The sequence below is a fragment of the Kutzneria kofuensis genome, assembly GCF_014203355.1.
GTDB lineage: Bacteria > Actinomycetota > Actinomycetes > Mycobacteriales > Pseudonocardiaceae > Kutzneria > Kutzneria kofuensis.
Map to the genome: position 1 here is coordinate 3298328 of NZ_JACHIR010000001.1, position 12835 is coordinate 3311162.

Consider the following 12835-nt stretch of genomic DNA (forward strand, 5'->3'; position numbering starts at 1 on the left):
CAGGACCCCGACATGACAACTGTCACGGGCTAGCCGGCCGCCAGGAGGAGGCGGGCTCGGGTGACGGCCGTGGCCGCCGCGCCGTACAAGGCACCGGCGTCGATGCCTGGCGGCGGTTCGATGCTCAGGAGGCGGAGCTCCTCGGTGGCGGGCGGCGGCGGTTCTGGCAGCGGCGGCACGGGCCGAGCAAAGGCCTCAGCGGCGAGGGTGGTTGGCGTCGGGTCGTCGGGATCAGTCAGGCAGACGGGCGGGTTCGCGCGGTGCTCGGCGATGGCCGCGGTGAGCTCCTCCATCGACCGGCCGCGCAGCAGGAGTAGCAGCGACGGATCGCCGTCGAGCAGCCAGGCCGTCTGGTAGCAGAGGGCCGCGGCGTGCTGGCACGGATTGCCCCAGTCGTCGCAGCTGCACTGGGCGTCGAGGTCGCCGATGCCGGGCACCAGGCCGCTGAGGGCGTGCGGCAGGTAGCCGTCGAGCAGGGCGGCGAGGTGTCCCGACTGGACGGACGCCTCGGCGACCAGCGCCGCCCATGCGTTGCCGGACAAGGCTTCGACGGTGACGGCCGTCTGACAGGCCCCGTCCAGCACCGCCGCGACCCGGCCCGGGCTCACGGTGATCGGCCCGATCCGTCCGTCGGCGGCAATGCGCCGTCCGCGCTTGGTCAGTCCGGAGTCGACGGCCGTGTCCTCCATGGCCTGGATCCACTCGGTGCCCCACCAGGTGTGGTGGCGCCGTCGACTGCGGACGGGAAAGGCGCGAAACCCGCGGGCCTCGGTCATCGCAGCTCCACCAGGTCGGCCAGCTCGGCGTCGGTCAGCTCGGTGAGCGCGGCCTCGCCGCCGGTGAGCACGGCGTCGGCGAGGGCCCGCTTGCCGGCGAGCATGGCGGCGATGCGGTCCTCGATGGTGCCCTCGGTCATCAGGCGGTGCACCTGCACGGGCCGGGTCTGCCCGATCCGGTAGGCACGGTCGGTGGCCTGGTCCTCGACGGCGGGGTTCCACCAGCGGTCGTAGTGCACGACGTGGTCGGCCCGGGTGAGGTTGAGGCCGGTGCCGCCGGCCTTGAGCGAGATGAGGAAGATCGGCACCTCGCCGTCCTGGAACCGGGCGACCATGGCCTCGCGCCGGGCGACGGGGGTGCCGCCGTGCAGGAACTGGCTGGGCAGGCCGCGCTCGGCCAGGTGCCGGGAGAGCAGCTCGGCCATGGCCACGTACTGGGTGAACACGAGCACGGCATGGTCCTCGGCGACGATGGTGCCCACGAGCTCGTCGAACAGGGCGAGCTTGCCGGAGCGGCCGGTGAGCCGGGCGTCGGTCTGCTTCAGGTACTGGGCGGGGTGGTTGCAGATCTGCTTGAGCGAGGTGAGCAGCTTGATGATCAGGCCGCGGCGGGCCATGCCGTCGGTCTCGGCGATCTCGGTCAGGGTCTCCCGGACGACGGCCTCGTAGAGGCCGGCCTGTTCCCGGGTGAGCGGCACGAGCTGGTCGGTCTCGGTCTTGGCCGGCAGCTCGGGCGCGATGCCGGGGTCGGACTTGCCGCGCCGCAACAGGAACGGCCGCAGCAGCCGGGCCAGCCGCCGCGCGGTCTCCTCGTCCTTGTCGGCCTCGATGGGCTTGGCCCACCGCCGCCGGAACGCGGCCTGCGAGCCGAGCAGGCCGGGCGTGGCCCAGTCCAGGATCGCCCACAGCTCAAACAGGGTGTTCTCGACGGGCGTGCCGGTGAGCGCGACCCGCACGCCGGACTTGATGGTGCGCAAGGCTTTCGCCGTTGCCGAGCGCGCGTTCTTCACGTGCTGGGCCTCGTCGGCGACGACCAGATCCCACGGCACGGCACCGAGTTCCTCGGCGTCCAGACGCATGGTGCCGTACGTGGTGAGGACGAAGCCGTCGACATCGGCGAGGTCGCGGGCCGAGCCGTGGAACCGGCGGACGGGGACGCCGGGCGCGAAGCGGCGGATCTCCCGCTCCCAGTTGCCGAGCAGCGAGGCCGGGCACACCACGAGCGTGGGACCGGCGGCGCGGTGCAGGTGCAGGGCGATCACGGTGATCGTCTTGCCGAGGCCCATGTCGTCGGCGAGGCAGCAGCCGAGGCCGAGCGAGGTCATCCGGGCCAGCCAGCGCAGGCCGCGCAGCTGGTAGTCGCGCAGCAAGCCGGCCAGCGCGGGCGGCTGCGCCAGCAGTTCGGCGCCGCCCTCGGCGTCGGCGATCCGGTCCCGCAGGGCAGCCAGCCAGCCGTCGGCGACGACCTCGATCTGCTCGCCGTCGATCTCGGCGGTGCCGGTGAGCGCGAGCCCGAGCGCCGCCAACGGGTTCAGCGGCGTCAGTTCCCGCTGCTGGACGCGCCGTGCCAGGTCGGCGTCGACGAGCTGCCACTGCTCGCGTAGCCGCACGATCGGCCGGTGGGCCTGCGCCAGCTGCTCCAGTTCGTCCTTGGTCAGCGGGTCGTCGCCCAGGGCGACCTGCCAGTCGAAGCGCAGGGCCTCGTTGCCGCCGAGGAAGCCGGGCATGTCCCGGGGCGCCGAGCCGCCGCCGATGGCGACGCGGGCGACCAGCTGCCGGGCGAGTTCCTTGGGCCAGTGCACGGGCACGCCCTTGGCCGCCAGCCGGTCGGCCGCGCCGGCCAGGAGCTGCCGCACCTCGTCGTCGAGCAGGATGATCTCGTCCGGGATCTCCTTGTGCAGCAGGGAGTTCAGCGCCGGCCACACCCGGGCCGCCCGGCGCAGCGCGACCAGCGCCTGCGACTGGGCCCGGGCCCGGCCGGCGCCGGCCCACACCTCGGCGGCGTCACTGACCACGCCGGGGTCGGACACGCTGTGCAGCTGAACGATGGCCCGGAACCGGCCGTCGAACTCGATGCGCAGCGACACGCTGACGCCGTCGGCCCAGGCCCGCAGCTGCGGCACCCGCTGCGGCGCGGCGGCCAGGAACGCGGCCTCGCTGCCGCCGCGGGGCATGCCGTCGGCAACCGCGTCCAGGAAGCCCTCGACCAGCTGGTGGGCGTCCGGCAGCTCCAGCGGCAGCCGGTCGGGCACCGGCACGGCACGGGCCTCGGCCGGCATCGCGGCCACCAGCTCGGCGATCCGGTCCTGGTCGGCTGGGTCGAGCGGGCCGACGCGCCACGCGTCGTAGTCGCCGGGCGAGACCGTGGGCTTGAGCCGGCCGCGGGCGACCAGTTGCAGCGCGACCACGGTGGCCGCACCCCAGAACGCGGTGGCCGGGTGGGCCCGGCGGTCACGGCGGGCCCGGCTGAGCAGCGGCACCGCGTCCGCGACCGGCAGCCGCAGCGCCGGCACGGTGCGGACCCGGACCTCCTGGTCCTGGGCCTCGACGATGTCCAGAGCGCCGAGCTCCCCCATCCCCGTGGGGAGCTCGGCACCCCAGAAGGCCATTCTGCCCAATCGCGGCGGATCCGCGGGCTCGAACACGACGGGACAGCGCGTCAGTTCGTCCACTATCGGCTCAACCTCCGAAACGTTCGTACCGACAGTGGGAAGAACACCGCCACCAGGAGCAGCGGCCACGCCACCGCGACGCCGACCCACCCGCCGGCCAGGCCGGGGTTGCCGAACAGGTCGCGGGTGGCGGCCGCCGTCGCGGACAGGGGGTTCCAGGTGGCGATCGCGCCCAGCCAGCCGGGCATGGTGTCCGGCGCGACGAAGATGTTGGACAGGAAGCTGACCGGCCACACCACGACCTGCACCAGCGTCACCGCGCTTGGGTTGGCGATGACCAGGCCCAGGTAGATGCCCACCCAGAGGAAGGCGAACCGGAGCAGGAGTAACAGGCCGAACGCCGCGAGGGTGGCGCCGGGACCGCCGTGCGGCCGCCAGCCGACGGCCAGCCCACAGGCCGCCATCACGACCAGCACGAGCGCCGAGTTCAGCATGTCCGCGCCGCACCGGCCGACCACCACCGCCGACGGCGCCATCGGGATCGACCGGAACCGGTCGGTGACGCCGCGCGAGGCGTCGGTGGTGACCGCGAGCAGCGTGCTCTCCACGCCGAAGCCCATAGTCATCACGAACATGCCCGGCAGCAGGAACTCCCGGTAGTCCCCGCCGCCCGGGACGGCGATGGCCCCGCCCAGCAAGTAGCCGAACATCAGCACGAGCAGGATGGGGAACAGCAGGCTCACCACGACCGGCGCCGGCTGGCGGACCCAGTGCGCGAGGTCGCGCCGGGTCATCGTCCAACCGTCGGCGACGGCCCACCGGATGCTGCTCACGCGGACACCTTTCCATCGGTCAGGGTCAGGAACACCTCGTCGAGGGTGGGTCGGCGCAGGGCTATGTCCTCCACCGGCACGCCGGCGGCGTCCAGAGCGCGGACGGTCTCGGTCAGCGCCGCGACGCGGTCCCGCACCGGCGCACTGAGCCGGCGCAGGTCGACGTCCCGCTCGGGCTCGGCGTCGGCGACCTTGCGCAGCACCTCCGTGGCGGCGGGCAGGTCGGCGGCGTTGTGCACGACAAACTCGACGCGGTCGCCGCCGATCAGGGACTTGAGCTCGGTGGGGCTGCCGCCGGCGATCACCCGCCCGGCGTCGATGACGGCGATCTGGTCCGCCAGCTGGTCGGCCTCGTCGAGGTACTGGGTGGTGAGCAGCACCGTTGTGCCGTCGGCGACCAGCGACCGCACGGCGTCCCAGACCTCGTTGCGGCCACGGGGATCCAGCCCGGTGGTGGGCTCGTCCAGGAACAGCACCTGCGGCGCGAGGATCATGCCGGCGGCCAGGTCGAGCCGCCGTCGCATGCCGCCGGAGTACTGCCGGACGGCCTTGTTCCCGGTGTCGGCCAACCCGAACCGGTCCAGCAGCTCCTCGGCCCGGGCCCGGGCCGAAGCGGCGCTGAGGTGGTAGAGCCGGCCGAACAGCTCCAGGTTCTGACGACCGCTCAGCACCTCGTCGACCGCGGCATGCTGGCCGACCAGTCCGATGCGTCGCCGCACCTCCATGGGTTGCGCGGCGACGTCGAAGCCGGCGACCTCGGCGCGGCCGCCGTCGGCGCGCAGCAGCGTGCTCAGGATGCGCACCGACGTGGTCTTGCCGGCGCCGTTCGGCCCGAGCAACCCGCACACCGTGCCGGGACGAACCAGCAGGTCGAAGCCGTCGAGCGCGGTCTTGCCACCGAACCGCTTGCGCAGCCCGTCAACGAGAACTGACATTCATTCCCCCTGGTCGAGTACTAAAACTTGAATACCCGCGGCTGCCAGTGTGCACCCTGGGGCGCCGGGTATGCAAACTTGAATACCGATCAGGCCGGATGCGGCCAGCTGCCGGCCTTGCCGACGCTGCCGGGGTCGTCTGCCATGGCGTACTCGCCGGCCCGCAACCGGTCGATCAGTTCCCTGGTCCAGGCCGCATCGCCGGCCGCGTTGGCCACCCGCAGCCGGTACAGCTCCCGCACGTGGGGCGGCTCCCGCCAGCCGGTCAACTGGTGGTCGGCCTCCTTGCGGATGGACTCCTGGACGGCCAGCCGCAGCTCCAGCAGCGACAGCGCCTGGTCGCGGGTGAGCGCCGGCAGCATGGCCACGCCCGCGGCCAGCATGTCCGGCCGCGGCTCCGGCTTGCGCAGGGCGTCCGCGAGCAGCCGCTGGAACTCGAACTCACCCTTCTCGGTGAGCTCGTAGTCGGTGCGGCCCGGCACCGTCCAGTCCTCGTTGAGGAAACCGGCCTTCACGCCCTGCTTCAACGCGTGGTAGATCGAGCCCCACTTGACGTTGGCCCACACGTCCGCGCCCCACGACATCAGGTCGTTGCCGATCAGGTAGCCGTGCGCGCGCCCGTAGCCCCGCACCACCCCCAGCACCAACAACCGCGTCGCCGACATGGGGTGCAGCCTAAGGCGGCCCGTAGATCACCACTGAGTGCCGGGTCCCCACGACCATCCGCCCGTCGGCCAGCGGTCACGCCCGTTGTTACAGGTCTTGCCGCCGTCGTGGACCAGCCGCAGCTCGCGCCGGAGTGGGCCCCACTTGCGTAGGCCCCTCAGTTCCTACCCCTCGACGACGCGTCAGGGATGACGTGACTGCCCGATGCCTGAGGGGTCGCCTCAGTCCGAACCTCATGGTGGCCGAAAGGGGAGGTTCGTCATGTGGCAGATCAACGACTCGCAGTACCAGTACGTGGTCGACCAGCAGAAGGCGCAGCGGCAGGCGGCGGAGCAGGCGCGGATGGCCCGGCGGGGGCAGCGTCGCCGCTGGTGGAAGCGGGCGAACCAGCCGCAGAGCCGGTGAGGGTGTGCAACCATGCGATGTGCCGCGCATCGGATCCGGGATTCCGCTGGTGGCTCGCCGGACCGAGCTGGCGGCGCTGGAGTCGGCGCTGGCCGCCGCGGCGGACGGGCGAGCCGGGGCGGTGCTGCTGGCCGGTGACGCCGGCGTCGGCAAGTCGCGGTTGCTCACGGAACTGACCTCGCGGGCCCGAGACGACGGGGTCAAGGTTCTGACCGGGCGGTGCCTGGACGTCGAACGCGCCGGCCTGCCGTATCTGCCGTTCGTGGAGGCGCTGGGCCGGTTGCCCGAGTCCGGCGCCTCCCGGCTGGACGACGCGATGGAGCAGCTGCGGCTGTTCGAGGCCGTGCACACCGAGTTGGCGGACCTGTCCGCCGACTCGTGTGTGCTGCTCGCGCTGGAGGACCTGCACTGGGCCGACGCGGCGACCCGGGACCTGTTGCTGTTCCTCGTTTCCCGGCTGAACAGGCAGCGGTTGCTCGTGGTCGCCACGTATCGGCTGGACGACCTGCACCGCCGGCATCCGCTGCGGCCGTTGCTGACCGAGCTGGCCCGGTTGTCCACTGTGGACCGTATCGAGCTGCGACCGTTCGACCGGGCCGATGCGATGGCGTTCGTGTCGGCCCTGTCGGACTCCGCACTGCCGGACGAGACGCTGCGGGGCATCGTCGACCGTTCGCAGGGCAACGCCTTCTTCTGCGAGGAGCTGATCGCCGCCTACGGCTCCAGCGTTCCCGCCGGGCTGTCGGACCTGCTGCTGGCCCGGGTGGAGCGGTTGGGGCGCAACGCCCAGCAGGTCGTCCGCGCCGCCTCCGGGGCTGGTGGCGAGGTCGAGCACTCGGCGCTGCAGGCCGTCACCCAACTCGACGATCTCGACGAGGCGCTCCGTGAGGCCGTGCAGCACAACGTGTTGGTCGCCGCCGACCACGGCTATGCGTTCCGGCACGCCTTGCTGCGCGAGGCCGTGTACGAGGATCTGCTCCCGGGAGAACGGGTTCGCCTGCACGCCCACTACGCACGGGTGGTCACCTCGCCGGCGTCACTGGCGTATCACGCGCTGCAGAGCCATGATCTGCCGACGGCGTTCAAGGCGTCGGTGCAGGCGGCCGAGGAAGCCGTGGAGCTACGCGCTCCGGCCGAGGCCCTGCACCACGTCGAGCAAGCGCTGCAGCTGTTCGGCGCGGTGCGGGATCCGGGCGTTACCGAGTATTCGTTGCAGCGCCTGGCTTCTCGAATGGCCTCGGCCGCCGGAGAAACCGAGCGGGCCATCGCCTACGCCCGGTCGTCGATCGCCCTGGCCGACGACCCCGAATCCGGGGCCGAGGCTCGGCATCAACTGGTGGTGACACTGATACCGTTGGAGACCGCGTCGGCGGAGATCGCCGCAGCGGTCAGCGAGGCCTGGGACCTGGTGAAGGACCGGCCGCCGAGTGTCACCCGGGCAAAGATCCTCGCGCTACGGGCCCGAGAGTGGGCGTGGTATGGCGGCGCAGTGCTCGACGTGGAGGGACTGGAGCGGCTGGCCCAGCAGGCCCGCGCGGCCGCCATCGAGGTCGGGGCCGAAGACGTCGCCATCGACGCGCTGGCCACGATGGCCATCTACGCGGAGTGGCGAGACCGCGTCGAGGAGGCCCATGAGCTGGGCCGCGCCGCGGCCGATCGGGCTGCCACGATCGGCGCGTACAACGTCGAGCTGCGCGCACTGAACAACCTGACGGTCAACCTGGCCCAGCGCGGGTTGTACCGGGAGGCGGTCGCGGTGGCCGACGAGATCGTCGAGCGTGCGGCCGAGGTCGGCCTGACCTGGTCGGAGCTCGCGGTGGAAGCCCGCGTCACTTCGAACGGGGTGCTGTTTTCCCTGGGCGCGCGGACCGCGGCTGACGCCATCACCGACCACTCCGCCGCGCCACATTGGGCCGCGCTGCGGATCGAGGCGGCCAACCTGTTCCCACTGGCCGCCGCCGGCCGGTTCGCCGAGGTCGACGAGGCTGCCGCACGGATCCTGGCCAACGCTCCCGACGCCCGGACCGTCGTACGCGTGCGGCTCGCGCTGGCCGAGGTGGCGCTGTGGCGGGGCAATCTGCGGCAGACCGCCGACGAGAGCATCCGAGTCATCGACTGGCTCACCGATCTCCCCCTGCCGTGGGTGGCGTTGGCGTGGCGGGTCGGCGCGACCGCCCTCTGCGCACTTGCCGACACCGCGGAGCATGCCTGGCGTCGACGGGACGAGAAGGCGGCTCGTGACGCTGTCACCGAGGGCGAGCGCCTGCATGATCGGGTGTTGTCGCACGGCCGGTATGCGCTGGAAGGACAGTGGCGGGAGGAGATGCGTAATCCGGAGACCATCTGCATGGAGGCCCGGATGTACGCGGAGCTGACCCGCCTGCACGGCGAGAACGACATCGAGATGTGGCGGACCGCGGTGGCCAAGTCCGCCGCGTTCAAGTACTGGCAGATCTCGGCGCGTTGGCGGCTGGCTGAGGCGCTGCACAACGACGGCCGACGCGATGAGGCCATTGCGGAGCTTCGGACCGCGCATGCCGATGCCGTCCACATGGGAGCACTGCCGCTGCGTGACGCCATCGAGGCGTGGGCGAAGCGGGCACGCATCGCCGTCGGCGACGTGGAACCGGACAGCGATGACCTGTTCACCCCGCGGGAGCGGGCCGTGCTGGAGCTGGTCGCCAGCGGACTGACCAACCGGCAGATCGGCGAGCGTCTCTACATCAGTGAGAAGACCGCCAGCGTGCACCTGTCGCGGGTGATGGCCAAGCTGGGGGCCGGCAGCCGCACCGAGGCCGTCTCCCTGGCCTACGACCGGGGGCTGCTGGCATAAATCCCCCATCGAGGTGGTTGAAGGCTCACATACACCCGATGAGGAGGCACTGCCATGCCCAAGGCGGTCAGGTACAACCAGTTCGGCGGCATCGACGTGCTGGAAGTGGTCGAGGTGGACCGGCCGGTTCCCGGCCCCGGCGAGGTCCTCGTGCAGGTCAAGGCGGCCGGCATCAACCCCGGCGAGGCGGCCATCCGCACCGGCGCGTTCCACGAGGTATGGCCGTCGACGTTCCCGTCCGGCCAGGGCAGCGACCTTGCCGGCGTCGTCGCCGAGCTGGGTGACGGCGTGTCCGATGTGTCGGTCGGCGACGAGGTCATCGGGTGGACGGACAACCGCGCCAGCCAGGCCGAGTACGTCGTGGTACCGGTGACGCAGCTCACGCCGAAGCCGGCCGGGGTGACGTGGGAGCAGGCGGGCTCGCTGTTCGTCGCCGGAACCACCGCCTATGCGGCGGTTCGCGCGGTCGCATTGTCCAAGGGGGACACCGTGGTGGTGTCCGGCGCGGCCGGCGGCGTCGGATCCCTGGTCGTGCAGCTCGCCGTCGCCGCGGGCGCGAAGGTCATCGGCATCGCCGGACCGTCCAATGGCGACTGGTTGACGGCACACGGCGTGACGCCGGTCGAATACGGCGATGGCCTGGCCGACCGCGTGCGCGAAGCCGCCGGTGGGACCGTGGACGCCTTCATCGACACCTTCGGCGCCGACTACGTGGAACTGGCGCTGGAACTGGGCGTCGACAAGGAACGGATCAACACGATCATCAACTTCGCCGCCGTCGAGAAGTACGGCGTCAAGGCCGAGGGCAACGCCCAGGCCGCGAGCGCCGACGTGCTGGCCGAGCTCGCCTCGCGGATCGCCGCGGGCGAACTGGAACTCGTCGTTGCCCGAAAGTACCCACTGGCTCAGGTTCGCGACGCCTACCGGGACCTCGAGCACCGGCACACCCGGGGCAAGATCGTGTTGATTCCCTAGTGCTGACCAGCGGCGAACGGTTCTGTCGAAAATTCTTTGAACCGTTCGCCGCGGGCTCCCGTGTAGATCGCGAACGGCTTCCGGACGACCCGGAACCCTGTCGCCACACACTGGAGAATCCCATGTCTCGCAAGCATGTTGTGTCCTTTGCCGCCCTCGTTGCTGGCGCCGCCGCGATGCTGGCCGCCTGCGGGACCCCGGAAGCGCCGCAGGCGTCGCCGGCCACCAGCAACGTCGCCGACGCCACGCCGCTGAACCTGTTGCAGGGCACCGCGAAGTCCAACAACGCCACGCCCGGCACCGGCGACTGGGCACCGCAGGGCGCGCCCGCCTCCGTTGTGCAGTCGTGGGTGCAGCTGCGGGCCGGCAAGGCCGGCAACCTCGACCCCGTCGTTCTGAACGCCGCCAACAAGGTGCTGTACGTCTTCGACAAGGACGAGAAGAACAAGTCCAACTGCACGGACCAGTGCAAGGTCACCTGGCCGCCGGTGGAGATCGCGAACAAGAGCAAGGTGTTCATCGCCGGCATCAATCCGAAGGACCTCGGCACCATCCGGCGGCCCGACGACGGCAACCTGCAGCTGACGCTGAAGGGCAAGCCGGTCTACACGTTCAGCAAGGACGTGAAGCCGTTCGACACCAACGGTGAGGCCGTGGGCAACACCTGGTGGGCTGTCGAGCCCGACGGTTCGCGCAACTTCGGTGGCCACACCCCGCCCGGATCCACCCCGCCCGCGACCAGCACCCCCGCGCCCACCGGCAACCCGAACGCCGCGCTGACCGGCAAGAGCGCGATCCTGTTCGATGACGCCAACTTCTCCGACAACGGCGCCTCCCAGGGCCTGGCCGGCCCCGGCTGCCAGCCCGTGTTCCGCCCGAACGTGACGTCCTCCATCACCACCGACGGCGCCATCAAACTGTGGACCGGCCCCAACTGCACCGGCAAGTCCGTCGTCATCAACGGTGACGTGAAGGACCTCGCCTCCCTCGGCTTCGACAACGCCATCCGGTCCGTGCGCTTCGCCGACGGCGGTGGCAACGGTGGTGGCACCACTGCGCCGACCACCACCACGCCCGACAACAGCAACCTGACCGCTACCAGCGCCATCCTCGACTCCGGCAAGAACCTCTCGGAGCCCAACGGCTCGCAGGCCATCTCCGGTCACAAGTGCCAGAACGTCGGCGACCCGACCAACGTCTCCTCCATCCAGGCCGACGGCGTCTACAAGCTGTGGACCGGCAAGGACTGCACCGGCAAGTCGATGGTCGTCACCGGTAACCAGAACGACCTCAGCGCGATCGGCTTCGACAAGATGGTCGCCTCGATCCGCTTCGCGGACTGAACCCGCCAACTCCCGAAGGGGACCGGCTTCGGCCGGTCCCCTTTTTTGTCATATGGACAGCGCCCACCACACACGACTTGCCGCTCGTCATCGTCCACGCACCAACAACAAACGGGGCCGCCACCCGGCTGGGTGGCGGCCCCGAAAACTGCCGGAACTACAGCTTCACCGACACGAACTGCTTCCCGGCGGTGCTCTCCAACCGCACGCTGGCGATGTCGGCGGGATCCATCAACGCGCTGGCGTCGATGGTGGACTGCGCGGCGGTCACCTTCCAACCGGCGGCGACGGTCCGACGTCCGTCCTTGCCGACGAGCACGAGTTCGCACCGCTCTCCCACCGGAACCCCGCTCACGGCGGCGGAAATGTGCGACCATCCGGAGGTCTCGGCGAACGAGACCGAAAGCCCCGCGCCGGTGCCGGTGTCGGTGGCGCTGGCGCGAACGGGGCCGACGGAATCACCGGATCGTCCTACGGCCACGCCGCCGGTCAACGCGACGCCGACGACAACAGCGGCGGCGGAAGCCAGGAAGGCGCCGCGACGCCGGCGTTTGGCGGCGGACTCGGCGCGGATCTGTCGAAGGGCCCGTTGCAGCACAAGGTCGCCGTCGGGCGGGGGACCGTTCAGAACGGTGTCGACGATGCGCTGGAATTCGTGGAACTCGGCGACGTCGTCACTGCACTGCACGCATGTCCGGAGGTGCCGCTCCAACAGCCGCGACCGTTCCTCGTCCAGCGTGCCGGCGAGGTAGCGCTCCACATCAGGGTTTTTCATGACACCGACCGTTCCAATCCCGCTTCGACCCCAGGGAGTGATCCGCGCAGCGCGCGAAGTGCGTGGTAGCACCGGGACTTCACGGTCCCGAGCGGAATGCCCAGCGCCTGCGCGGCCTCGGAGGCGGTGCCGCCGAGCAGGTAGATCTGCTCCAGCACGTCACGGTGCTCGGCGGAAAGCCGGCGCAGCGCGGCCCCGACGACCATCGAGTTGACGATCCCCTCGGCGTGGTCGTGGGCAACGGCGACATCGACGGGCGGCTCGGCGACTTCCCGCGGCCGCGAGGCGCGGGCGCGAGCCTTGTCCGTCACGAGATTGCGCACCACCGTCAACAGCCAGCCACGGACCGATCCCCTGCCGTTGACCAGGCTGTCCGGGTGCTGCCAGGCCCGCACCAGCGTCTCCTGCACGACGTCCTCCGCCGCGGCGCGGTCCCCGGTCAGCCGATACGCGTACGCCAACATGGCGCTGCCGTGCTCGCGGTACAGCGAGCGCAGCAGCGCCTCGTCGGCGACGTCCTGGCGGGCGCGCCTGCTCAGCCCTGCCATCAGCACCACCTTCCGTGTCACCCCCGTGCACCGACCGGAAAACCCGATCGGACTCATCGAGGAACACGGCCACGCCGCGCGGTCGGCCGACCGTGGGGCGGCTCCAGCCGCCGACCCTTGCCCGTTCGGTCACA

11 protein-coding genes are annotated in these 12835 nt (G+C 71.1%); 4 read left to right on the plus strand and 7 right to left on the minus strand.

Annotated features, from left to right (window positions below):
• Nucleotides 1-29: 29 nt before the first annotated feature.
• From BJ998_RS15005 to BJ998_RS15025, 5 genes are all read right to left on the minus strand, one after another.
• Entirely contained in the window at nucleotides 30-776 is a 747-nt protein-coding gene (locus BJ998_RS15005) for an SWIM zinc finger family protein (protein ID WP_184862212.1), read from the minus strand.
• A complete protein-coding gene (locus BJ998_RS15010) occupies nucleotides 773-3385 on the minus strand; it encodes an SCO1167/SCO6262 family helicase (RefSeq protein ID WP_184862214.1) in 2613 nt (870 codons plus the stop codon). Before BJ998_RS15010 ends, BJ998_RS15005 begins: the two co-directional genes overlap by 4 nt.
• 62 nt (nucleotides 3386-3447) lie before the next feature.
• Nucleotides 3448-4212, minus strand: a complete 765-nt coding sequence (locus BJ998_RS15015; RefSeq protein ID WP_376776000.1) for an ABC transporter permease — start codon at nucleotides 4210-4212, stop codon at nucleotides 3448-3450.
• Nucleotides 4213-4217: 5 nt separating this feature from the next.
• Nucleotides 4218-5156: an ATP-binding cassette domain-containing protein gene (locus BJ998_RS15020; protein WP_184862216.1), complete on the minus strand. Its 939-nt coding sequence runs from the start codon at nucleotides 5154-5156 to the stop codon at nucleotides 4218-4220.
• An 89-nt stretch (nucleotides 5157-5245) separates the two neighbouring features.
• Complete coding sequence (locus BJ998_RS15025; RefSeq protein WP_184862218.1) at nucleotides 5246-5821, minus strand: PadR family transcriptional regulator; 576 nt, start codon at nucleotides 5819-5821, stop codon at nucleotides 5246-5248.
• A gap of 262 nt (nucleotides 5822-6083) precedes the next feature.
• Between BJ998_RS15025 and BJ998_RS47495 the strand changes: the two genes are divergently transcribed.
• The 4 genes from BJ998_RS47495 (at nucleotide 6084) to BJ998_RS48630 (ending at nucleotide 11378) form a co-directional block, all read left to right on the plus strand.
• Nucleotides 6084-6227: a hypothetical protein gene (locus BJ998_RS47495; RefSeq protein WP_184862220.1), complete on the plus strand. Its 144-nt coding sequence runs from the start codon at nucleotides 6084-6086 to the stop codon at nucleotides 6225-6227.
• Between the two features lie 49 nt (nucleotides 6228-6276).
• Nucleotides 6277-9060 (plus strand): helix-turn-helix transcriptional regulator, encoded by a 2784-nt coding sequence (locus BJ998_RS15035; protein WP_312890127.1) that lies wholly within the window; start codon nucleotides 6277-6279, stop codon nucleotides 9058-9060.
• 54 nt (nucleotides 9061-9114) lie between these two features.
• Complete coding sequence (locus BJ998_RS15040; protein ID WP_184862224.1) at nucleotides 9115-10035, plus strand: NADP-dependent oxidoreductase; 921 nt, start codon at nucleotides 9115-9117, stop codon at nucleotides 10033-10035.
• 122 nt (nucleotides 10036-10157) lie between these two features.
• Nucleotides 10158-11378 (plus strand): COG4315 family predicted lipoprotein, encoded by a 1221-nt coding sequence (locus BJ998_RS48630; protein ID WP_184862226.1) that lies wholly within the window; start codon nucleotides 10158-10160, stop codon nucleotides 11376-11378.
• Nucleotides 11379-11535: 157 nt separating this feature from the next.
• Here the strand turns inward: BJ998_RS48630 and BJ998_RS15050 are convergent, their stop codons facing one another.
• On the minus strand, nucleotides 11536-12153 hold the full coding sequence (locus BJ998_RS15050) for a zf-HC2 domain-containing protein (RefSeq protein WP_184862228.1): 618 nt from the start codon (nucleotides 12151-12153) through the stop codon (nucleotides 11536-11538).
• Nucleotides 12150-12701 carry a sigma-70 family RNA polymerase sigma factor gene (locus tag BJ998_RS15055; RefSeq protein WP_184862230.1) on the minus strand — a complete coding sequence of 184 codons (552 nt, stop codon included), beginning with the start codon at nucleotides 12699-12701 and terminating at the stop codon, nucleotides 12150-12152. Before BJ998_RS15055 ends, BJ998_RS15050 begins: the two co-directional genes overlap by 4 nt.
• Nucleotides 12702-12835 lie beyond the last annotated feature (134 nt).

Coding starts and splice junctions, on each gene's coding strand:
- BJ998_RS15005 (WP_184862212.1), bottom strand. CDS start 776: ATGACCGAGGCCCGCGGGTTTCGCGCCTTTCCCGTCCGCAGTCGACGG.
- BJ998_RS15010 (WP_184862214.1), bottom strand. CDS start 3,385: ATGGCCTTCTGGGGTGCCGAGCTCCCCACGGGGATGGGGGAGCTCGGC.
- BJ998_RS15020 (WP_184862216.1), bottom strand. CDS start 5,156: ATGTCAGTTCTCGTTGACGGGCTGCGCAAGCGGTTCGGTGGCAAGACC.
- BJ998_RS15025 (WP_184862218.1), bottom strand. CDS start 5,821: ATGTCGGCGACGCGGTTGTTGGTGCTGGGGGTGGTGCGGGGCTACGGG.
- BJ998_RS47495 (WP_184862220.1), top strand. CDS start 6,084: ATGTGGCAGATCAACGACTCGCAGTACCAGTACGTGGTCGACCAGCAG.
- BJ998_RS15040 (WP_184862224.1), top strand. CDS start 9,115: ATGCCCAAGGCGGTCAGGTACAACCAGTTCGGCGGCATCGACGTGCTG.
- BJ998_RS48630 (WP_184862226.1), top strand. CDS start 10,158: ATGTCTCGCAAGCATGTTGTGTCCTTTGCCGCCCTCGTTGCTGGCGCC.
- BJ998_RS15050 (WP_184862228.1), bottom strand. CDS start 12,153: ATGAAAAACCCTGATGTGGAGCGCTACCTCGCCGGCACGCTGGACGAG.
- BJ998_RS15055 (WP_184862230.1), bottom strand. CDS start 12,701: ATGGCAGGGCTGAGCAGGCGCGCCCGCCAGGACGTCGCCGACGAGGCG.